Genomic DNA, 21,623 nt, shown 5'->3' on the forward strand with positions numbered 1-21,623 from the left:
ACCCACACGGTCGTCGCGTTGGACGACGTCGGCCGGCGGGTCGGTGAGAAGACCGTTGCTGCGACCAGCGATGGCCATCTCGCGTTGGTGCAGTGGGCTGCTCAGTGGGACGAGGTCGCGTTCGCGCTCGAGGACTGCCGTCATCTAACTCGCCGTCTCGAACGCGATCTGCTCACCGCCGGCTACCGAGTCGTCCGCGTTCCGNCCCGGTTGATGGCTGGTGCTCGACGGGGTGCACGCCAGCCGGGCAAGTCGGACCCCATCGACGCCGAGGCTGTGGCTTTGGCGGCGTTGCGTCAGCCTGACCTGCCGGTCGCCGAGCTTGATGGACCGACCCGCGAGGTCAAGCTAATCGTCGGCTACCGCCGCGACCTTGTCGCTCAGCGCACTCGCGTGCATAACCGGCTGCGCTGGCACCTGCACGAGTTGGCCCCCTCGCTGCACATCCCTAGCCGGGGGCTGCGTCGCTACCGTGTGATGGACGAGTTGGCCGTGAAGCTCGAGGAGTTCGATGGCATGGTCGCGCGCTTGGCCCGCGAGCTCGTCGCGGAGGCGCGCCGACTGACCGAGAGGATCAACGGCCTGGAGGCCGAGCTGCGTCCGTTGGTGCGGGAGCTTGCACCCTCGCTGCTCGCGGTTCCTGGCTGCGGCATCCTCGGCGCAGCGATGATCGTTGGCGAGACCGCCGGCGCACACCGCTTCCGGAACAATGACGCCTATGCGCGGTTCACCGGAACAGCCCCGATCCCGGTCTGGTCCGGCAGCAGCAAAGGCAAGGTGCGACTCAACCGTGGCGGCAACCGCACCATCAACACCGCGCTGCACATGGTCGCGGTGACCCAGTCCCGCGGCTACGGGCCAGGCAGGGCATACCTGGACAAGCTCGAAGCCGCTGGGAAGGGCCGCACCGAAGCCATTCGCCTGCTTCGTCGGCGCTTGTCCGACGTCGCGTTCACGGCACTGCGCACCGACGAACGAGTCCGTGCTCGGGTCGCCGATCAGGCTGACGAACCGTCGCTGCCGGCAGCGGCTTGACATAGGAGTATCGCCGAGCTCGACCGGCCACAGCGCTGATCGTGCGGTTTATCCAGCAGCATCAAGGATATCGTGACCATGGTGGGTTGGTGTGGGGTGTCGAGTCGATTTGCGCGGTGCTTTCGGAGCACGGTTGCGGGATCGCCCCATCAACCTACTACGAGCATCGTGGCCGTAGGCGGTTGCGGCAGCAGGTCCGAGACGACGAACTCAAGACCGAGGTTTCCCGTGTGTACCAGGAGAATTTCGGTGTTTACGGGGCTAGGAAGGTGTGGCTGACGTTGAACCGGGAGGGTGTCCGGGTAGCACGCTGCACCGTGGAACGGCTCATGCGGGAACTCGGCCTGGCTGGTGCTGTTCGTGGGAAGGTCAAGCGCACCACCATCAGCGATCCGTCCGCGCCGCGGGCGGCGGATCTGGTGGATCGCCGGTTCAACCCGCGGGCGCCGAACCTGTTGTGGGTAGCGGACTTCACCTATGTTTCGACATGGTCCGGGTGGGTGTATGTCGCGTTCGTGATCGACGCCTACGCCCGTCGCATCCTGGGCTGGCGCAGTTCCACGAGTATGACCACCAGCCTCGTGCTGGACGCGGTCGAGCACGCGATCTGGACCCGAAACCGTTACGGCACAACCGATCTGAGCGGTCTGATTCATCATCACGACGCAGGCAGCCAATACACCTCGCTGGCCTTCACCGAACGGCTCGCCGAAGCCGGCATCGATGCCTCGATCGGCAGCATCGGTGACAGCTACGATAACGCGCTCGTCGAGACGATCAACGGTCTCTACAAGACCGAACTGATCAAACCCGGCAAACCGTGGCGCACCGTCGAACAAGTCGAACTGGCCACAGCCGAATGGGTCGACTGGTACAACCACAGGCGTCTCTACCGGTACTGCGGCGACATCCCACCCGCACAACTCGAAACCGCCTACTACGATCAACACCGAGCCCAGCAACCCGCCGGGCTCTCAAACCAATAACTCTCCGGACACGCCGGGGCGATTCAAGCTGCGGATTGTTCTCGCCTCGGGTTTGTGTCCCGATAGTCCACCGCCGGGTTTCTACGGACACGCAGACCAGTCTTACCGAGCAGTGCGGATTCCTACCGGTTAGGTTCGATCGCACGGTGCACTACCAAAGTGACAATCACACCGAGCAGCAGGCTTCCGGTGATCACTGCTGCCGTTGGCAACGAGTACAGGCCAGTCACGGTCAGCACGACCCCCACCGCGACCAGAGAACTGATCACGGTCGTCAGCCACACCTGGCGTTTCACGGATGACAGCTTACCTCTCAAGTTCTGCTCGGTCGCGCCCCGCGCTGTGGTTCCCGTGTTCACCCGGTGGATCTCATGCCGGTGGATGAAGTAGGAATAGTGGTGTGTTGAAGTCGGTGGTGTTCGACGTGGGCGAGACGTTGCTGGACGATTCGCGTGAATGGGGGTTGTGGGCTGATTGGATCACCGTCCCTCGACACACGTTCTCAGCGGTGTTGGGGGCGGTGACCGCTGCCGGGCAGGACAACGCGCAGACTTTCGAGTACTTCCGTCCCGGGTTCGACGTCGCCCACGAGCGCCAGCTTCGGGAAGAAGCAGGCTGGGGTGAACAGATCGGGGAAGCCGACCTGTACGCCGACACTCAGCCATGTCTGCAGCAGCTGCGGGACAAGGGACTCTGGGTTGGCGTGGCGGGGAACCAGACTGTTCGAGCTGCTCAGCTGTTGCGGAGCTTGGCACTACCGGTCGATCACATCGCCACGTCTGGCGAATGGGGCGTGTCGAAACCGCACCCCGGGTTTTTCCAGAAGATCATCGACCTTGCTCCTGGCGAGCCAGATGAGATCGCGTATGTCGGCGACCATCGGGACAACGACATAATCCCCGCCAAGGCCTTCGGGCTCCAGACCGTATTGATTCGACGTGGTCCATGGGGCTATTTGTGGGCCGACGATGCGGCAACGCGCGAGCATGCGGACTGGGTCGTGGATTCGCTGTTGGAACTTCCGCGCATCATCTAGCTCGCGCCCACGTTGTCCGGGCGCGTCCGCGGATATCTACCGGTCCGCCGATAGAAGCTTCAGTGTCTTGATTCCCGGAGCACCAGGCCCGGTACCGGTGAGCTGGAGGTGTACCCGGTGGCGAGCAGTCGATGCACAGTTTGGCGGACTCCTGGGTGCTCGCGCGTGTGTTGCGGAGCGATCGAGTGAGCTCGTTGCAGTGATCGGTATGCATCCTCGGAGTGTTCGAGGTCGAGCTGAGCACGGGCGAGGTCGATGTAGTAGTGCGAGCGCCGCTCGGCGGGGAGGTCGTCAGGCGGCTGCCAGACGGTCGCGCGTTGCACTGAGGCTGGGCTATCGCCGAGCTCGACAGCGACCGCCAGGTCATGAATCCGCAATGACGCTGGACCGAACGCTGTTCCTAGATAGATCCCTTCGGGAACATGCTGTGTGCATCGTCGGGCTTCGGCTAGATGGGCCCAGGCGTCTCCCGGGTCGTACGCGCGAGCAGCGACAACGGCTGCACGCATGTGCAGGGCTCCCACCGCTGCGAGTGCCGATACCGAGCTTCCCTCGCGATGGCCGACGTTGTCCGCGGCGCTGGTGAGGGCACGGCGCGCGGTGGCTAGGTCACCTGTGACGAAGAAGGTCTCGGTCCGTACATAGGAAACAGCTGCTTGCACCAGTGGATCATCCGCCTGCGCGGCGAGACGCCGCATATGGTCGACGATGCGCGCCGACAGGTCCAGGAATCCAGATTTATACGCCAGCCCGTCGGCGGCGCGGTAGGCCAGAGTAGCCAGGCGCAACGCTTCTTCTCGGCTCTCGCAGGTGGCCTGCGCTACCGCGCGTGCCAACTCATCGAGTACATCCGGCAACTCCAGCGATAGCGCCGAGTAGCGAGCTTGTAGTCGATGGGCGTTCAATCGCCGCACAGCCGTGCGGAGCGCGGGCAACGATCGTATGTTCCCATCGGGTGGCGTGTCCCATCGATCCAGAGCCATGCGCAGGCTGGCCACCCCCGATGTAATTGGGTCAGCCCCAGACGAACCCGAAGGGTCATGTTCGTACACGCCGATGAGGCTGTCGTCCCTGTCCTGTACTGGGGTGGAAAACTCGTCGGGAGCGAAGGCGTAGAGGGACTCCACCGAGATGTTCAGGACTCGGGCGTAAGCCTGAACATATTCCGGACGGATCGTGCGCTTGCCGTTCTCCATACGCGAGACCACGGACTTGTGCAAATTTACAGATGCGGCCATAGCCGCGAGGCTCAACCCTGCTGCCTCGCGCGCGGATCGCAAACGGTGCGCCAGTTGCACACGCCGACTATAGCTGCGTTGCCACGAGGCGTGGCTCTCACTGCCGGACATAGTCATACGACTGGCAGACGGACCTGGACCGGCCACAGGTAACCAGCAGTTCGGTTGACCGGTCATGTGCGGCTTCTTCCCGGTTGGTGTGGGGCTGGATGGTCTCGGTGGCGTCGGACGATGTTCGGGGCAGGCCGGTTGCCTTTCACCGTCCGACGCCGCCGCCGTGCTCCGAGCGACCACGTGCGGGGCCCCGTTGCCCTGTCGAGGTTTCAGGGGCGGGTGTGGTCGTAGGTGAGCACGGTCTGCGCGGTGTCGCGCAGGCGCTCCAGCAGTGCGCGACAGGCGCTGGTGTTCAGCGCACCGCTGGTGTGCAGCGTGGCTCGGGCGCGCTGCACTGATCGTTGTGTGGCTTCGAGTTCGGCTTCCATCTCGCGCGCATCCGTGCTGGTGCTGTGTGGTTGTGGGGTCATTGGTTCCCTCGTTGGTTGCCAGCGTTCGATGTGCGGGATCTGGTTGTGACCGAGGGCGAGCGCAGCGGCGCGGACCTGGTCGGCGGAGGCGGCGCTGATGTGCACGGTCGAGTGGTGGTCGTGGATTCGCAGCTGAATGTCCGCCTGGTCGAGACGGTAGGCGCAGGTGTGACTGGTGTGCCGATCCGGTTCTCTCCAGCTGCGGACACCTCCGGCGCGGCGAATCGCACGACAGGTTTCGTCCGGGTCGCTCGTGGCGATCACGGTCGACCACCGTTGCGGTGTCCGAGCGCGGTCTGCGGCGGTCATGCCAAGACCAGTCCGATGGTGGTCACCGCTGCGAGCATCGCGACCACTGTGAGGGCCACGAGGGAGAACTTCAACGCGGCCGTGGGTCCGGCGAACGTTCCCCGTACGGGTGGTCGTGGCATCGCGCTCTCCTGGATTCCGGTCATGAACCCTGTTCGGTCGGGTAGGGCTCGGTAGTGCGGTGCGGGGCGGACGCCAGCCGCGATGGCTTGGTGCGCCGCGTCGCGACCGGCGTCCGAGTCGAGAAGACTGGTCCCGACGCAGTCTGGCGCCGCCACGGACGCGCAGCGCCCTGGTCGGTGCGCTGTCGAACGGTTGGGAGTACCGCGTTCGCCGGGGATCCGCGGGGAACACTCCATCGTGATCACCACAACCTACGTGTATCAACCTGACAATATCGAACATACGGTATTGAAGGTTGATAATCAACCTTCAATATGTGTTGGTTGATAGGAGGGGGCGAGATATCCTTCCGCTACAGCATCGCGCGGGCTCGCCGGGCCCCACGGTGCGGCGTGACGTGTTCGAGCGAAGGAGAACCGGTGCCAGCGGGAAACCCAACGACCAAAAAACGACTGTTGGGACGCGAGATCGCCTACATGATCGACAAAACCGGGATCTCGCAGACGCAAGCCGCCAAGATCCTGGAGACCAGCCAGTCACGCATCGCGGGCCTGCTCAACGGGACCGGCACGATCACGCCCGGCGACCTGACCCTGCTGGCCACCGGGCTCGGGTTCACCGACCCGGACTACCTCGAAGTGCTGCGCGAGTTGCGCCGCGACTATCACAAGCGGGGCTTCTGGAACACCGGTCACCGTCGCGCCTACTCCGAGGACATTCGCCTGCGCATCGACCTGGAACAACACGCCGACAAGTTCTCCGCGCTGGAAGTCGAGATCGTGTTCGGACTGTTCCAGTGCGAGTCCTACGTGCGTGCGCTGCACGCCGACGAGCCGAACATCAACGACGTCTCGCTCGAAGACATGATCCAGGCCCGGCTCGCGCGCCAGCAGATCCTCGACACCAGCAACCCGCCCAGCATGCACGTCGTGCTCTCCGAGTCCTGCCTGCGACGGGTATGGGGCGGGCCCGAGGTGATGCGCGAACAGATCGATCACCTGATCAAACTCTCCAACCGGCCGAACATCTTTTTGCAGGTCATGCCCTTCGACCAGCCCGCCGGTCGCCGCTCACCCATCGGATGCCCGTTCGTCGTGCTCCGCGTGCCCACCCCAGGGCGGGCGGGACCACTGGAGATGGCCTACGTCGAGGGCCAGGGCGAGATCCGCTACGTCGACGACGAGGACTCGGTCCGGGTCTACGAAGACGCCTGGGCACGGCTATCCAACGCCGCCCTCCGATACGATGAAACCCGGTCGTTCCTCACCGAGGTCGACCGCGAGTTCGCGAACCGATCCGCCTAGCGCCCGATCGAGGAGGAGTCCCCGAGGCCATGAGCACCACCCGCCCGCGCTTCCTCGAAACCGACTTCCGCAAAGCCACCCGAAGCAACCCCAACAAGGACTGCGTACGGGTCGCCCGTCACAGCGACCGGGTCGAGATCCGCGATGACAAAACCGTCTTCGGCTCCGAGCAGGATCACCGCCTGCTGCTCACCGCCGCAGAATTCGACGCCTACCAGGCCGCCATCCGCCACGACGCTCCCACCGTCGAGCACCTGGCGCTCACGCTCCAGCCAGACGGCACCTACCGGATGAGCACCGCCACCCGCCCGGAGGTGTTCCTGGTGTTCACCGCCGCCGAGATCGCCGCGTTCCATCACGGCGTCTGCCACCACGAGTTCGACCACGACACCCTCGCCGCCGCCTAAACCCCCGTATGCGGGCTGATCGTTCAGACCGGCCTCGTGCCTTGCACGTGCAGCATCCCGTCGGGACCTGGTTCGAGCGCAAGGTTCGCGCCATGGATGTCGTGCTCGGCCAGCAGTTCAACGGTTTTCGTGTCACGCGAGAGCCCGAAGAGCGCCTCGCAGCACCGCAAGGCGAGCTCGTTGAGCACGACCGCCCAGTCACGCAACCCATCCCGCAGTATGCCAGGGCAGTGCAGCTCTGGTAGGCCGAAGCGGCCCAGCCCCGTGGTCTGCACGGTGAGCGTGTCGTTGTCGGGGAAGTGATCGAGTTTCATCCATTTCGTCAGCCGCAGCGGTTCGTCCTCGGTCGGCAGCCCCGCATCCGCGGAATCGATCAGTTCGAAGGTGCAGAAATCCAGTGGCCGCACCGAGTTCGCCCTGCCGTACGCCAACGCGACCGCGCGCGGACCACTCGTGCGCCGGTGGCCACCCCGGAAGATACGTACACCCGACACTGACCAGCCACCGCGCACCGTGCAAGTCGCTCGCATCACCGGTGTAGACCGGTGGCAACGGCGACACGGCCTCCACCGGATCGCAACGCTCCTCAACCAGCCCGCTCGCGCGCATATCCAGAACCAGCCCACGCAACGGTTCAGCGAGCAAGTCGAGCACCGGTTCGCCCACCGGTCCCGGCGCCGGCACGAGGTAGCGCGCCGTCACCATGTCCGGCAGGTCAAGCCTCAACGTCCGCATCCCGCCATCGTGCCAACAAGGACACAGCGCACCGCCAAGACCTCCGTGGACACCGCCACGCGACGCTGGCCGACGGATTTTCAGCTTGTTGCTAGACGAGTCTGTAGAGGTTGGCGAGGCGCGCGAAGGTGTGGGTGCGGCGGCGTGGGGCGTGGTCGATGAGGGCTTGCATGGTTGAGCAGCCGAGCGGTTGGCGGCTGGCCCAGTCAGGAGCGAGACGCGCGGCTTCGGCGAGGTAGGTCAGGGCTTGGTCGCGGCGTTTGAGGGCGAGTTCGGCTGAAGCCATGAGCAGACGGTGACCGGCTTCCCAGAATGCGGGGACGCCGCCGTTCGGGATGGCAGCGTTGAGTCGTACGGCTTCGTCGGGGTTTCCGGCGCGGATGGTGTGTTCGATGGTTTGGAACGCGGCGACACGGGGACCGAAGATGGCTGCCTCGCTGACCCAATCGCCTTCTGCTCTGGTAGCGGCGGCTCTGGCTTCGGCGAGTAGGTCGCCAGCGCGCGGGTGTGCTCCAGCGAGCGTTGCGGCGGTGGCGGCGTTGAACAGGAGGTTGCCGAATACTCCGGCGCGCTGCGTGTCACGATCGAGCATTCGTGGTTCGATGCGTTCTGCCGCGATGGTGGCCACGCGTTCGGCCTCTGCGTACCGGTGTTGACGAACGAGGGTCCAGACGAGGTAGCGGGTAGCGATGGCAGCTTCGAGCTCTGGCTGGTCGCAGTGACGGGCGTGGTCCAGGCCCTCGTGGGCGGCGATCCAGGCCAGGTCTGTGCAACCGAATCGGCCAGCTGTCCCGGCAGCTAGACGGTAGGCGGTGGATAGCACGCGTTGCCCAGCGCTGCGTTGATCGTCAGGAGAGGCGTGGACGAACCTTCGTGCGTCGCCGAGAAGGACAGGGAGCGTGTCGATGAGCCGATCGTGTTGTCCCTCGACGTACGCAGCCCACGCACTGTGCGCTGCGATGTCCAGTTGGGGAAGGCTGAGCAGTTCGCGATCGTCGTCGGCGAGGTCGCGCATGCCGGGAATGTCCTCGCTCGCGGTAATCGCGGCGCGTAGGTCTTCGATGCTTCGCTCGTTCTGGCCCTCGCTGGGGGCACTGCCGCCGAGAGCTTGAGGTGTGACGCCGAGCGCAGTGGCAAGCCGGTCGATCGTGGTTGGACGGGCGGTGCGTCGCTTGCCCTGTTCGATACGGGCCACGGTGTCCGTGCCGACCTCGGCTGCCTCGGCCAGTTCCTCTTGAGAGAGGTCACGGGCCTTACGAAGTCGAGCCAGGTTCGCCGCTAGATCGGTCACCGCACGCGCTCTCCGTTCTCGCAGAGCGCGAACCCGCCGGTGTTCACGACTTCGAGCGCGACCGCAATCCGCCTGATTAGGTCCGGCTTTGTCTGGTCGGCCACCTCGTCAAGGTGATGCAGGGTAACGGAGTGAATCTCGGGGTCGGTCAGCTCCAGTGCCTTGACCTCGGACTCGGTGATCAGGCCACCATCGAATACCCACGCGAATCCCTCGGGGAGGCGTTCGTTGGTCGGCGTGTAGTCGATGACCACCGGTGCGGCGAACGTTCGCCGTATTCCGAGCTCTTCATAAACCTCGCGGGCAACGGTTTGCCAGGGTGGTTCGTCCGCCTCGACCGCGCCGCCAGGTAGGTCGAGATGTGGCTTGTAGGTCGGTTCGACGAGCAGAACACGGCCGTCGGCGTCGTAGAACACTGCGGCAGCCGAATTCCGTTTCCGATTCAGCGAGGCCACGTACTCGTCAAACGGCAACAAGTCCATTCCAGCATTGTACGACCACCCGCTGTGCCCACTTCTAGGCCCAAAACGCCTAGTTCCGTTGGATCACGGCCACAGACAGGGCTTCATGAACCGTTCCGTGCAACCAGGCGATGTACGACGATCGGATTTACGCGCGAGCGGCGAAGCACCTCAGCAGAGAGTCTGCAAGCTGGAAGAGACACGATGACCTACCGCGACACGATCCGTAATGCCTCGTTGGCGAGAGAAGTCTCCAACACCACGTCATGCTCGCGAACACGAGGTGGCCGGGACGTCGATGACGAGCTAGTCGAGAGCGAAACGCAGCAGGTTCTGCGGTGCGTCATGGAAGATGGCGACTGCGCGGGGCTGGGCGTGAAGGCGTTCGGGTGTGATTGGGCGTTGCTCTGTGTCCAGCGAAGGCGGCTCTTCGCAGCTAGATCTCGTGTACTGGGCCAGCGAGGACAGGTTGATGTCGGTGGCAGCACGCGCAGCGTCTTCAGGCTCCAGGCGAATTGGCAACGGCTGGCAACAGCCAGACACTTCACTGTTCCGGGTATGCCAGTCGATGCTGTACAGAACCGACACACCAACGAGGGAACCGAACGGATGAGCACGATGACCACCGAAACGGCCGCGTGTACAGGATATTGGGGTGATTCGCCGGCCGTTGCCCGATAGCTCACGGCGGGGCGGAATCGACCCGAGCGTGTTCCGTCTTGCCGTGTTCCACCCGCTCGAAAACAACGACGAGAAGCAGTGCCCGCGCTACGACCATTCATCGGGAACGCGCAGGTTCCCCGGGTTTCGTGCTGGGTGTTATGGGCTTCGACGACGATTTGGGGAGGAAGGTAATGCGTTCTGGATGGGGTTTTACTCATCGCGGTCGCGGTGATAGCGCCGAGGGGCGTGCTCGGCAGCGTGAGTTCGTGGCTGCGATGAATGCGCGTCCGGAGGCGATCAGGCGACGGATCGAGACCGCTGGCCGCCGGAAGGCTGCGCGGCGTGAGGATCTTCTGGCGCGTGTGGTTGTGGTTGACCGGCGTGCTGTTCGGTGGGGTCGGTAATGCCGCGGCCGTTGTCCTGGATGGAGCTGGCGTACTCATTTCTGCAGCAGGAGGGCAAGTGGCGGGCGGTGGCGTTTCGGGCGCTGCGCGGGGAGATCTCGGCGGACCGGTTGCTGGGATACGCGAAGGAATTGCGCGAGACCGCCGCGGAAGTGGAAGAGTCGGTGCGCCAGAGGGTCAGTTCGGAGACCGCGCTCGATTCGGCTCCTGCGGGTGAGGGTGCGCTGTTGCGGCCGGAGGTGGTCGATTCGCTGAACTCGATCCATGTGCTCTCCGGTAGTGGTGCGGTGGCAATGTTGGAGAACACGCGCACTGCCGCTGACCTGCACGAACTGTTGAAACGCACGGCCTTTTCCTTGGCTGAGGCCGCGAAGCTGGCCATGGACAACGCTCAAGACCTCGACCGGTCACGCGAGTCGGCGCCCGGAGACCCGCACCCGCCCGGAGGTCAGCATGATCAGCGCTAGCTGCCTGCTTCCCGTGCTGATACTGACCGGGTTGTGCGTTGTTGGCGGGGTGCGGGACGGCCGCTGTTGCGTGGACTCCCCGCGAGAGCAGCGGTATGGGGAAGCCGGGGCCGTCGGGGCGCCGCTGGGCGGCCCCGGTCTCCCCCATCATCTGGCCACACCCCGCATGGGGAGTGTGTGATGGCTGACCATGGTTGGCGGGTTCGCGCGGAAATCGTGATCCACGATCGCGACGACCACCGCGACAAGGTTCCAATTCTGCTCGTACAAGGACCGCAGGGCTGGGCACTGCCGGGCGGATTCGTGGAGAACACCTCGGTCCGCGCCGCGCTGGACGAACATGTTCGCGAACAGACCGGCCTTGACTTCTCCGGCGACCTCCAAGAAGTCGTGCCGGTGGGTGTTTTCGAAGTCGATACCGGGTATGGGTGGGTTCTGGTGTTTCAGCTTGAGGCCGTTGCCGAGGCCGCGAAAGCCGCACGTGGCCGATGGTTCGACCTGGGAGACGACCTCCCGTCACCGACGGACCCGTGGTCGCAGGCCACCTTGCCCCGCAGTTCGTGGGTGGTCCCTCACGACGGGCTGCCCAACGAGGTCGGCTGGCCCCTCGATCAGATCCCCCACGGGGGCGCACCAACAGAACCTCACGACAACACACCACCCAGTCAGATCCACGACAGCGAAGCACAGGGAAAAGGACACGATTCACGGTGAGCAGCAAGAACAACCGGCCAAACCAGCGCATCGGACGGGCGGATCAGGACCGGATCGAGGATGCTCGCCAAGCGATGATGCACGAGCTGTGGCATATGCGCGCACTCAGGACGGTGCGGGTATCGGATGTATTCATGCGCCTGGGCCGTGAAGAGTTCGCGCCCGAGGTGGCGGTCGAGGAAGTGTACGCCGCGGCGAACGCGGTAGTCACCAAGCGGGATGAGCATGGGCGTGCGGTGTCGAGTATTTCGGCGCCGCAGATTCAGGCGTTCCAGTTGGAGCAGGCCGATGTGCGCCCGGGGATGCGGGTGTTGGAGATCGGCTCGGGTGGGGTGAACGCGGCGATGCTAGCCGAGCTGGTCGGCGACACCGGTGAAGTGATCTCGATCGACATCGATCCCGAGATCACCGCCCAAGCCCGGCGCCTGCTGGACGCCAACGGATACAAGCAGGTTCGTGTAGAGACGGCGGACGCCGAGAATGGTTTGCCGGAGTCGGCACCTTTCGATCGCATCTTGACTACGGTTGGTTGCTGGGACCTGCCACCGGCTTGGATCACGCAACTCACCGACGGGGGCCGGATCGTGGTTCCGTTGCGGATGCGCGGGTTGACACGGTCGCTGGCCCTGGATCGCAGCGGGGACCGGTTCGTGGCCCGCTCAGCCGAAACGTGCGGGTTTGTTGAAGTCCAAGGCGCGGGCGCGCACACCGAGCGGATGCTGCTGCTCTACGGCGACCAGGTCGCACTGCGCTTCGACGACAACAACGGCCCCGACAACCCACACACCTTGGGTGGGGTGCTGGGCACCGAGCGGGCAACCGCCTGGTCCGGAGTCACCGTGGGCGGCATGGAATCGTTCGAGGACCTGTTGCTGTGGCTGGCCAGCACTCTGCCCGGGTTCTGTTCGTTCGCTGTCGCCGACGACTACAACCCCGACGAGCGTGCCCCACACCTGGTGGACGCGGGCCAGCGCTGGTTCCCGACCGCGTTCCTGCATTCGGATCAGGCCTCGTTCGCGTATCTGGTCAGCGCCCGCCGCGATGAGGGAGTGTTCGAGCTCGGCGCGCACGGGTTCGGCCCGGCCGCCGAGGACGCGGTGGCGACCATGGCCGCCCAGATCCGCAACTGGGACCACGACCACCGTGGTGGCCCTGGCCCGCAGATCAGCGTGTGGCTCTACAACACCCCCGACAAAGCCATGATCCCCGCCGGAGACCCCGAGGGATCTGTGGCGGTATTCGACAAACACCACTGCCGGGTGATGGTCTCCTGGCCCACCCCCGCCGGATAAATCCGGCACTCACTTTTGGGGCTTGGTCAGGGATTTGGTGAAGGAAACCCTTGATGAGGAAGGAAGTGGGTTCGTGATGTCCACCGTAGATGCCACGCTCGCTAGTCCGGAAGCGGTTGGTGAGGACGGTTTTCGGCTGGAGTTCGCGGTGATCGAGTCCGCGGTTCCGTTGGCGAAGCTGGGTTGCAACACCAGTGATGGGTGCGGGCACACCTGTCAGGGCTCAGCGTGCAATAGCCAGGCCAACAACCCGTCCTAACCCTCAATCCCGGGTGCCTCGGTACGCGCCTCGCTGTACCGGGGCACCCGGCATCCGCGTGGTTTCTCTTGTCGTTTCTGGCTTTCGCTGTCGTGGGAGGAGGTGTGTATCCGATGAGTGTGCCGCGGTTGTATCGGCATTCCGGGTTCGTCATGGTGCGCGCGAGCACCGGCCCCGGTGGGCTGGTGTTGCCGGATCTGGATCTGCATACCAGCGAAAACGCCGCAACCACGGGGAAAACGTGGCTGGAATGGTTGTGGAACCGCGACGACGTACGGCAGGTGGTGGAGCACGCCAGCCCTGCCGTCGCGAACAAGATCGGCGAGGCTTTGTCTGGGGAAGCCTTGTCCCGGCGGCAGTGGCGCCGGTTGTTGACCACGACATGTTCCTACGTGTTGCGGTGGCAGCGCCGGGCGACCCCGTTCGGCTACTTCGCCGGAATCAACACCGCCACGATCGGCCCCGCGACCGAGGTGATTCTCGGCGACGAGCACCAGATTCATCGCCGCCCGGATCCCCGCCACCTCGACGAGCTCCTGCGCGAGCTCGAAGCCAACCCCGCTGTGGTGGCGCAGTTGTCGGTGATGGTGAACAACGCGGGTATCACGCGTGGGGACCAGTTCGCGGTCCCGAAACGCCTCCACAACACCACCACTGCGCCTGGGCAGGCCGTGACCGCGCTGTCCGCCGTGGAGGTGGCAGTGCGCCGCACCCCGGCGGTCGACGCGGTTCTTGACCGGGCGGCGTCCCCGATACCGGCCGAAAAGCTTGTCACCGAGTTGGAGAACCAGTTCCCCACCGCCACCGCCGAGCAGATCACCGGGTTGCTGGGCGGGTTGATCGAGGCCGGGGTACTGCTCACCGATCTTCGCCCCGCCTCGACCGTGCACGCCCCGCACACATGGATCCACGACCAGCTGAACAAGACCGACCGCACCACGAACCTCACAGCCCGCCGCGCGGTCACGGAGACGCGTACGCGTCTGCGAGCCCTCACCACCCCGACACCAGAGAGGAGCCCGTCTCCCCGCGAGGTCGGGCCGGGAAGCGGTGTGGATCTCGCACTGGATGCTCAGGTGAGCCTGCCCGAGCCGGTCGTTCATGAGGCCGAGATGGCCGCGTCGGTGTTGGCGCGGGTATCGGCGCACCCGTTCGGCGCCCCGGCCTGGCGGGAGTTTCATCAGCGGTTCCGCGAGCGCTACGGCGCGGGCTCACTGGTTCCGGTCCGCGAGCTGGTCTCGGATTCCGGGTTGGGCTATCCGGCCGGGTTTCTCGGCGCAGCCCGCGAACCCGCCCCGCGGCTGCTGTCTGAGCGCGATGCCGTGCTCGGGGACTGGATCCAGCAAGCCCTCATCGACGGGGACACCGAGATCGCGCTGTCGGAGTCGATGATCAACCGGCTCACCGTCGGCGACCCAACCCACCATATTCGACCGGAGCGGGTCGAACTGTCTTTCACCGTCCACGCCAACACGCCAAGGGATGTGGATCGGGGCCGGTTCGAGTTGTGGGTCACCGGCGCACCCCCAGCGTCGAGCAGCATGTGCGGGCGATTCACCGATCTCCTCTCGGCAGCCGAGCAGGACCGGCTCGCCGCCACCTACACCACCGAAATCCAGGATGCGGTGTTGCGGGCACAGCTGTCGTTCCCGCCCCGTCAGGTGCGCAACGACACGATCGCCCGCGCCCCGCACCTGCTGCCCTGGCTGCTGCCCATCGGTGAACACACCCCCGACCACGAGCCGTACCTCAGTCTTGATGATCTTGGGGTCACCGCAGACGCCGCCCGCTTCTATCTCGTGCACCGCCCGAGCGAGAAGCTTGTAAATCCCTATGTGCTGCACGCGTTGGAACAACCCATGCAAACCCCGGCGCTGGTGCGGTTCCTCGCCGAGCTACCGATCGCGCGCAGCAGCGTGTACGGTCCGTTCGATTTCGGCGCCTTCCGTACCGCACGGTTCCTACCCCGCATCCGGTATGGGCGCAGCATCCTTGCCCCGGCCCGCTGGCTGCTGTCTGCCGCGGATCTTCCCGGCCCCACCGCGCCAACCGACGGGTGGGATACGGCGTTTGCCGCGTGGCGAACGCGATGGCATGTCCCCGCGCGGGTCGCGGTGATCGACGGGGACCAACGCCTGCCCCTCAATGTCGAGGACCGGACCGAGCGGAGTCTGCTGCGAGCGCTGGCACACCGCGGCGGCAAGCTCGAACTGTGTGAAACCAGCCCACCCGCCGAGGACTCGTGGACGGGGAGTCCGGTGGAGTTCGTCGTTCCCCTCACCGTGCACACCACACCGACCCCGCACTGGACGGGCGCGGCGAGCGAGCCCGTGTTCCCGGGGGATTCCGGGCTGCTGACCGCGCGCCTGGAAATCCACCCGCAACGCGGGGACGCGATCCTGTCCAGCTACTTGCCCCAGCTCACCCGGGAACTTCCGGACGGTGCGCGGTGGTGGTTTCGCCGCTACCACGACACCACCCGCCCCGACTCTGCCCACGAGCTGCACCTGACCATCCGAAGCACCGGCCACGGCGACCATGGTGCCCTCGCCGCGCTGGTATCCCGATGGGCGCAGGAGCTGCGCGCGGCCGGGCTGGTGTCGCGGCTGGTGTTCGACACCACCTGGCCGACCGCCGGGCGCTACGGCGCCGCCCCGGACGTGTGTGAGCCGCTGTTCGCCGCGGACTCGGCCGCGGCCCTGACCGAAATCGGGTTCGCTAGCAGGCACAACATGCCGATCGAGGTGGTGGCGGCGGTCTCCATGCTCGACCTCGCCGCAGGCGTCCTCGACGATCCGGTGCGGGCGTGGTCCTGGTGTCGCGACGAACTGCCCCGCCACGAGGGGCACTGCCCCCGCGACCACCAGCAACAAGCCCGGGAGCTCCAGCGAGCACTGGCCGCAACCCCGGTTGACACCGCGCGGGCGGCCATGTCGGCCAGGTGGGCCGAGCGGCGCGTCGCCCTGGACGACTACCGCTTCCGGGTGGACCGTGATCCGGTTCGGGTGGTGCGTGCGTTGCTGCACGAGCACTTCGTGCGCGCCGTGGCCGTGGATCCGGGCCGGGAGCAGAACACCAACCGTCTCGTGCGCGCCCTGGCCCTGCAGCAGCTCTCCCGAACCCCGCAGGGCACCCCATGACCCCACCCCCACCTTCAACCCCACCTGCAGCCTCGGCCCCGCAGCCGACCTCGACGTCGATGCCGGGCATCGACGGGTCGCGCGAGGTGGTGCTGGCCCGGTTGACCCAGCAGCTGGCCCAGCCCGTGAACCCGCCGGGGCAACGCCAGTCCCTGGCCAGCGGGGTGCTCGGTGCGGCGTTGTGGCATCTCGAACGCGCCCACTACGGCATCCCGGCCGCCCGCGAACGCGCGCACACCTGCATTAGCACCGCGCTGGCCGACCCGATCAGCAACGCCGAGGTAGCGGGCTTGTTCGCCGGGCTGCCCGCGGTCGCGTTCGTGCTGCACACCGCCGAAGCGGTGATTCCCGAGTACCAGCCGGTGATCGCCGAGTTCGACACCCACCTCATCCGGCTGGCGCATCGCCGGGTCGACACCGCCCAAGCCCGGATCCGCTCCGGGAAGCCCGCAACATTCGGCGAGTACGACTTGCTTGGTGGGCTCACCGGCATCGGTGCCCTGCTCCTGCGCCACCATCCGGGCAACGACGCGCTGCACCGGGTCCTGACCTACCTTGTCACCCTCACCCAGCCCCTGCGCCGGGACGGGGAAAACCTGCCCGGCTGGTGGGTCGGTCACGCCCCGGATCCGCTGCTGCCCACCCCGGGCGGGCACGCCAACCTCGGCCTCGCCCACGGCATTACTGGCCCCTTGGCCCTGCTCTCCCTCGCCCATCGGCGCGGGATCCACATCGACGGGCACCGCGAAGCCATCGAACGAATCTGCGCGCACCTCGACCGGTGGCAACACCCCAGCGACACCGGCACCTGGTGGCCCTACTGGATCACCCATCACACCTACAAACGCGGTCACCACGATCAGACCCACCCGGAGCGCCCGTCGTGGTGCTACGGAACCCCGGGTATCGCGCGCGCCCAGCAACTCGCCGCGATCGCCACCGGCGACACGCGCCGCCAACAGCGCGCCGAAACCGCGCTCGATGCCTGCCTGTCCGATCCCGACCAGCTCGACCTAATCACCAGCACCGGGTTATGTCACGGGTGGGCCGGGCTCTACCACACCACCGTGCGCGCCGCCGCCGACGCGCACACCCCCGCCCTCGCCGCGCACCTACCCCGGCTGGCCACGCGCCTGGCCCGCCACACCGCGGAGGCGCCACCTGCCGAGTACGGGTTCCTCGACGGCGCGACCGGAACCGCCCTGGCCCTGCACACCACACCGATCAACACTCCGCTCTCGGACTGGGACCAATGCCTGCTGACAATCTGAACCCCAACCACACCGTCTGTCCGGAAGCGCTGCACGCTGCCGTGCACCACGCGCTCACCGGTGCCGCCCTTCCGTTGGTTGCCGCTGAACACGGCCTCAACCACGATGAGCTCCACGACGCGGTCGAAGTATTCCTTCGCGCTGGCGCGAGCGCGCTCTACGAGTACAGCAGCGATCCCGACTGGTACAGCGCGCACCTGGAGTTCTCCGACTGGGATCAGGCTGAACGGATCGCGCTACTGACTTTCGAGCCGCTGCTCAACATCTGGACCGGCAGCGGTCTGCTCGAACGCTGGTGGTTCATCCGCAAAGCCCCCGCCTGGCGCCTGCGACTCCAACCAGGCCCCAACGCAGGCGACATCCTCGTCCCGACCGCCAACGATCTCTTCGACAAGCTCGTCACCAGCCACACGCTCGCCGACTGGCGCCCCGTGCGCTACGAACCCGAAGCACACGCCTTCGGCGGCCCCACCGGGATCCGCCTGGCCCACCAGCTCTTCCACGCCGACTCGGTTCACCTGTTCGCCTACCTCGCCCACGATCAGCCACCGATCGGGATCCGCGAACTATCCATCCTGCTGTGCACGGTGTTGTTTCGCGCCGCGGACCAAGAAGGGTTCGAAACCGGCGACATCTGGCACCGCGTCACCTATCTACGCCCCAGCACCGGGCACGACAGCAGCACCAGCACCGGGCACCACACCGAACTCACCGAACAACTCCGCACCCTGCTGCGCTACGACACCCACCCCGGCGGGCCCCTATTCGGCGATGACGGTCCCCTGCACGAACTACAGCCGTGGGCACAGGCCTTCCACGACTGCGGCCACGCCCTCGCTGCGGTGAACCACACCAACCAACTCCACCGCGGACTCCGCAACGTCCTCGCCCACCACGTGATCTTCCACTGGAACCGGTGCGGATTCGACCAACCCACCCAGCACGCCCTCGCCCACGCCGCGGCCACCACAGCGTTCGAGCTTCGCCCCGAGCCAGACCCACCACCATGAGCACCCGCACCAGGCATGGCCCCGGTCATTTCCCCTCTTCCAGCACGGAGCGATTTCCACATACAGGAGAAACGATGATGTTGACCGCCCACGTGCTCATCGCGTGGCGTCCGCGACGGCCCGGCGATGAGCAACCCGAACCGCAAGCCGCCTACCCGTATCTGACCGCCGCGAGACCAGACGGCGGGATCGACGAATCCACCGAAGCGTGGCAAGAGGCCACACGTCACCAGCAGCGATTGCGCGCGGCGAACACGGACACCACGTTCGCCGCGATCACGGTGTCCTCGTCGGTCGCGGATCCTTCCGGGGTCGCCACCGCGCTCGTGCTCAACCGGGCCCGCAGTGTGCGCCGACATGACGCGGTCCCGAACCTCACGCTCACCCCTGCCACTCCGGAGCAAACCAGCCAGATCAGCGCACTCGAAGCGGCCGAGTATCTGCGCACCGGCCACGGACTGGTCCTCGATGACAGCATCGACGGGTGCAACGCCGTCTTGCTCGCGCTCGCGCGTCGAGCATTGTGTGGAGACCCGTGTGCGCAAGTGGCTCTGGCCGAGTTCTGCACCGAACACGACGCCCTGCCCTGGCATCAACGCCCTTTCGACCTCGCCTCCCCGGCCCGCGCGGACACGGAATCTCGCCGCTGACCACCACCAGGTCCACAGGGTGTTTTGCTTGCCATGCAGCTGCTTGTGACGATGTCGATGGCGGCCGCACTGCTGGTATCCGGAAGCGGGGCGGTGATCGGCGCGCTCGCGCTGCGCGTCGGTCGCGCTCGCCACCAACAACGACGCCCCCGCATTCCTGATTCCAGGGCGCAGATGCGGGTACGCGAAACCCGGTGCCGCGAAGGCACGCCCGTGGAATCCACGATGCCACTTCCCCTGATCGCCGACGAACCGCCCGACCATCACCCCGTCAGACCCGATCCGACCTCGTGACCAACTCCACCATGGCCCATGACAATCCGAAAGATCAGTGAAAAGATGACAGGCGACCGAAAGACCGAAGCGGCCGCGCCGATCACCACCTTGCTGGATTCCTCGTATGGCTACGACCGAGAAACGCTTGTTCTCCGGGCGCAACAACAGTGGAACAGCCAGTTCGGCACCCAGCGGCCGTGGGAGCAGGCCACCGACAACGAGCAGCAGCAATGGCTCCACCTGGTCGCCGGGCAGATCTTGCAGTGTTTCCACGAAGCCCCGGACCCCGCGGATTCCGTTATTCCGATCGATCACTCGGCACCGTTCTCGCCTCCCTACCCGGCAGGCGCCGACGAACTCGCGCACTGGCATCGTCGAGCAGCCCAGAGCATCGACTGGTACCGGTATCGAGCACACACCGACGGGCTGCACATCGCAGGCGACACCGACCAGCCCCAGCATCTGGTCCTCCAGCCCGCCTGGGACAGTCCCGACCTGCCCGATGAACATGTGCGCGGAGAACTGGACGAACGCATCAGCTTCCTGCGGATGCTCGACCACCGCCGCCCGCGCCCGAGTGGTGTCGACGAACTCGCCGAGCTGATCACCGCTCAAGCCGCCCGCGTGCAGCACACCGAAACAGGCCTGAGGTCCGGTGTCGATAACTACCGACGACGCCGGCACAGCGAAGCCCAATCCTGGCTATCCCTGCTCCGCGACCGGCAACACAACCGGGCCACGCCACACCTGTGGCGAACAGGTGGGCCAGCCCTCGTGCGCGCCCTCGAAACACACGCGCCACACCTGCTGCTCACCGAGACCGATCGCGTCCCCGAGGCCCTGATCGTGATCGCCGTTCACGACCACGCGCCCGACAAGCCGTTCGACCTGTTCGACGAAATCCAGGCCTACGCCGGAATCTGGGACGAGCACGCGATCGAAAACACCCTGCACTCCGCCATCGCAGGCGGCCTCGTCTGCCTGCAACCAGAACTGGGCGCACTCCAGCTCACCGAGACCGGGCAACGGCGATACCAGAACCTCCTCGACACCATCCGCAACACACCACCGAACCCAGACGGCTGAAACCCAACCGAGCCCCGACCGACATCGCACTACCCACGCAAAGGCAAGGAACCCAGCCCTCATGACCGACTCGACCACCACCGCCCCCGCACACCCTTACCAGCGCTTGGCTGACGAGCTGCGCGAACAGATCCTCAAAGGCCACTTCGAACCCGGGCAAGTACTACCCAACGGCCGCGAACTCGCCGCCGAACACGGACTGTCGAGAGCACCAGTTCTTCGCGCTATGCAGCTACTGCGCGACGAAGGACTAGTGCACCTCGAACACGGTTGTCCCGCGCGCGTCAAACTTCAACCAGAAATCCATCGCCTTGCGCGAACCGCGATCCCCACCCCCTGCCAGGACCCGGGTACGCGAAACCCCCTCGGCGAATCCGAACAACCGGAATCACACGTTTCACCGACGGTACGGATCCGATTCCAGCTCGCCGGAGAACGCTTCGCCGAGATCCTGGGCATCGATCCCGACGCCGAAATCACCGTGCGCGAACACCTCCAACGCCCCGGCAAGCACGCGATCCTGCACACCACCTCCCGGCTACCACGCGACCTCACCCAGAACACACCCATAGAACGCACCAACAGCACACCCGACCAGCTCTACCCCCAACTCGAAGCAGCAGGCCACACCATCACCCACTACACCGAAGAAGTCGGCGCACGCATGCCAACCCCAGACGAACTCGCCCGATTAGGCACCACCAACGGAATACCCGTCCTCACCACCACACGCATCACCCACTCAACAACCCGGATCCTCGAAGTCAACGAGTCAACCATGTTCGCCGACCGATTCCGACTCACCTACACCTGGCCCAACCACACAAATCACCAAACAACCGAACCGCGCCCGCACATCTGACCCCTCCACGATCCTGCGAACGATTCAGTGCTATTCCCGTTTTTTCACGCTGATCCCTCCCCGCGAGGCACCGCGCACGT

Annotated in this window: 22 protein-coding genes and 1 pseudogene; 16 read left to right on the plus strand and 7 right to left on the minus strand. The window is 65.7% G+C overall.

Going from position 1 to position 21,623, the window contains the following annotated elements; translation table 11 throughout:
* Together A37U_RS44600 and A37U_RS0121825 are read left to right on the plus strand one after the other, a co-directional pair.
* Positions 1-1,035: IS110 family RNA-guided transposase (locus A37U_RS44600; protein ID WP_020498807.1), on the plus strand; the 1,035-nt coding region annotated here is incomplete at its 5' end.
* A gap of 17 nt (positions 1,036-1,052) precedes the next feature.
* Positions 1,053-2,021 (plus strand): annotated as a pseudogene (locus tag A37U_RS0121825) (IS3 family transposase); the annotation flags it as partial.
* Positions 2,022-2,143: 122 nt separating this feature from the next.
* On the opposite strand, the gene A37U_RS51750 reads toward A37U_RS0121825, so the two are convergent.
* Entirely contained in the window at positions 2,144-2,317 is a 174-nt protein-coding gene (locus A37U_RS51750; protein WP_020498809.1) for a hypothetical protein, read from the minus strand.
* Between the two features lie 104 nt (positions 2,318-2,421).
* On the opposite strand from A37U_RS51750, the gene A37U_RS0121835 reads away from it, so the two are divergent.
* On the plus strand, positions 2,422-3,057 hold the full coding sequence (locus A37U_RS0121835) for an HAD family hydrolase (protein ID WP_020498810.1): 636 nt from the start codon (positions 2,422-2,424) through the stop codon (positions 3,055-3,057).
* A 59-nt stretch (positions 3,058-3,116) separates the two neighbouring features.
* On the opposite strand, the gene A37U_RS49920 is transcribed toward A37U_RS0121835, so the two are convergent.
* From A37U_RS49920 to A37U_RS54460, 3 genes are all read right to left on the minus strand, one after another.
* A complete protein-coding gene (locus A37U_RS49920; protein ID WP_157182955.1) occupies positions 3,117-4,355 on the minus strand; it encodes a helix-turn-helix domain-containing protein in 1,239 nt (412 codons plus the stop codon).
* Between the two features lie 263 nt (positions 4,356-4,618).
* On the minus strand, positions 4,619-5,083 hold the full coding sequence (locus A37U_RS0121845) for a hypothetical protein (protein WP_020498812.1): 465 nt from the start codon (positions 5,081-5,083) through the stop codon (positions 4,619-4,621).
* A 41-nt stretch (positions 5,084-5,124) separates the two neighbouring features.
* Positions 5,125-5,250: a hypothetical protein gene (locus tag A37U_RS54460; RefSeq protein WP_276142042.1), complete on the minus strand. Its 126-nt coding sequence runs from the start codon at positions 5,248-5,250 to the stop codon at positions 5,125-5,127.
* Between the two features lie 420 nt (positions 5,251-5,670).
* On the opposite strand from A37U_RS54460, the gene A37U_RS0121855 reads away from it, so the two are divergent.
* A complete protein-coding gene (locus tag A37U_RS0121855; RefSeq protein WP_026197482.1) occupies positions 5,671-6,555 on the plus strand; it encodes a helix-turn-helix domain-containing protein in 885 nt (294 codons plus the stop codon).
* A gap of 29 nt (positions 6,556-6,584) precedes the next feature.
* Positions 6,585-6,962, plus strand: coding sequence for a DUF397 domain-containing protein (locus A37U_RS0121860; protein ID WP_020498815.1), 378 nt, complete (start codon positions 6,585-6,587; stop codon positions 6,960-6,962).
* A 23-nt stretch (positions 6,963-6,985) separates the two neighbouring features.
* Here the strand turns inward: A37U_RS0121860 and A37U_RS0121865 are convergent, their stop codons facing one another.
* From A37U_RS0121865 to A37U_RS0121875, 3 genes are all read right to left on the minus strand, one after another.
* Positions 6,986-7,456, minus strand: coding sequence for a hypothetical protein (locus tag A37U_RS0121865; protein WP_157182957.1), 471 nt, complete (start codon positions 7,454-7,456; stop codon positions 6,986-6,988).
* A 332-nt stretch (positions 7,457-7,788) separates the two neighbouring features.
* On the minus strand, positions 7,789-8,988 hold the full coding sequence (locus A37U_RS0121870) for a helix-turn-helix domain-containing protein (RefSeq protein WP_020498817.1): 1,200 nt from the start codon (positions 8,986-8,988) through the stop codon (positions 7,789-7,791).
* Positions 8,985-9,470, minus strand: a complete 486-nt coding sequence (locus tag A37U_RS0121875) for an NUDIX domain-containing protein (RefSeq protein ID WP_020498818.1) — start codon at positions 9,468-9,470, stop codon at positions 8,985-8,987. The genes A37U_RS0121870 and A37U_RS0121875 overlap by 4 nt, the downstream gene beginning before the upstream one ends.
* Before the next feature lie 1,045 nt (positions 9,471-10,515).
* Between A37U_RS0121875 and A37U_RS0121885 the strand changes: the two genes are divergently transcribed.
* The 11 genes from A37U_RS0121885 (at position 10,516) to A37U_RS44610 (ending at position 21,543) form a co-directional block, all read left to right on the plus strand.
* Complete coding sequence (locus A37U_RS0121885; RefSeq protein WP_026197483.1) at positions 10,516-10,983, plus strand: hypothetical protein; 468 nt, start codon at positions 10,516-10,518, stop codon at positions 10,981-10,983.
* Between the two features lie 180 nt (positions 10,984-11,163).
* Entirely contained in the window at positions 11,164-11,697 is a 534-nt protein-coding gene (locus A37U_RS0121890; RefSeq protein WP_020498821.1) for an NUDIX hydrolase, read from the plus strand.
* A complete protein-coding gene (gene fxlM / locus A37U_RS0121895) occupies positions 11,694-12,989 on the plus strand; it encodes a methyltransferase, FxLD system (protein ID WP_020498822.1) in 1,296 nt (431 codons plus the stop codon). The genes A37U_RS0121890 and fxlM overlap by 4 nt, the downstream gene beginning before the upstream one ends.
* A gap of 76 nt (positions 12,990-13,065) precedes the next feature.
* A complete protein-coding gene (locus A37U_RS54950) occupies positions 13,066-13,248 on the plus strand; it encodes an FxLD family lanthipeptide (RefSeq protein WP_020498823.1) in 183 nt (60 codons plus the stop codon).
* 113 nt (positions 13,249-13,361) lie between these two features.
* Entirely contained in the window at positions 13,362-16,388 is a 3,027-nt protein-coding gene (locus tag A37U_RS0121900; RefSeq protein WP_020498824.1) for a lantibiotic dehydratase, read from the plus strand.
* A 59-nt stretch (positions 16,389-16,447) separates the two neighbouring features.
* Positions 16,448-17,659 carry a lanthionine synthetase C family protein gene (locus A37U_RS0121905; RefSeq protein WP_020498825.1) on the plus strand — a complete coding sequence of 404 codons (1,212 nt, stop codon included), beginning with the start codon at positions 16,448-16,450 and terminating at the stop codon, positions 17,657-17,659.
* Positions 17,641-18,669: a thiopeptide-type bacteriocin biosynthesis protein gene (locus A37U_RS44605; RefSeq protein WP_020498826.1), complete on the plus strand. Its 1,029-nt coding sequence runs from the start codon at positions 17,641-17,643 to the stop codon at positions 18,667-18,669. The genes A37U_RS0121905 and A37U_RS44605 overlap by 19 nt, the downstream gene beginning before the upstream one ends.
* A gap of 74 nt (positions 18,670-18,743) precedes the next feature.
* Positions 18,744-19,319, plus strand: a complete 576-nt coding sequence (locus tag A37U_RS0121915) for a hypothetical protein (RefSeq protein WP_020498827.1) — start codon at positions 18,744-18,746, stop codon at positions 19,317-19,319.
* Positions 19,320-19,352: 33 nt separating this feature from the next.
* Complete coding sequence (locus tag A37U_RS0121920) at positions 19,353-19,613, plus strand: hypothetical protein (RefSeq protein WP_020498828.1); 261 nt, start codon at positions 19,353-19,355, stop codon at positions 19,611-19,613.
* Between the two features lie 45 nt (positions 19,614-19,658).
* A complete protein-coding gene (locus A37U_RS0121925; protein ID WP_157182958.1) occupies positions 19,659-20,681 on the plus strand; it encodes a hypothetical protein in 1,023 nt (340 codons plus the stop codon).
* 61 nt (positions 20,682-20,742) lie between these two features.
* The gene (locus A37U_RS44610) at positions 20,743-21,543 is read left to right on the plus strand and encodes a GntR family transcriptional regulator (protein ID WP_020498830.1); all 801 of its coding nucleotides are present in this window, start codon (positions 20,743-20,745) and stop codon (positions 21,541-21,543) included.
* The last annotated feature ends 80 nt before the right edge of the window (positions 21,544-21,623 follow it).

The sequence above is a fragment of the Sciscionella marina DSM 45152 genome, assembly GCF_000379465.1.
Taxonomy (GTDB): Bacteria; Actinomycetota; Actinomycetes; order Mycobacteriales; family Pseudonocardiaceae; genus Sciscionella; species Sciscionella marina.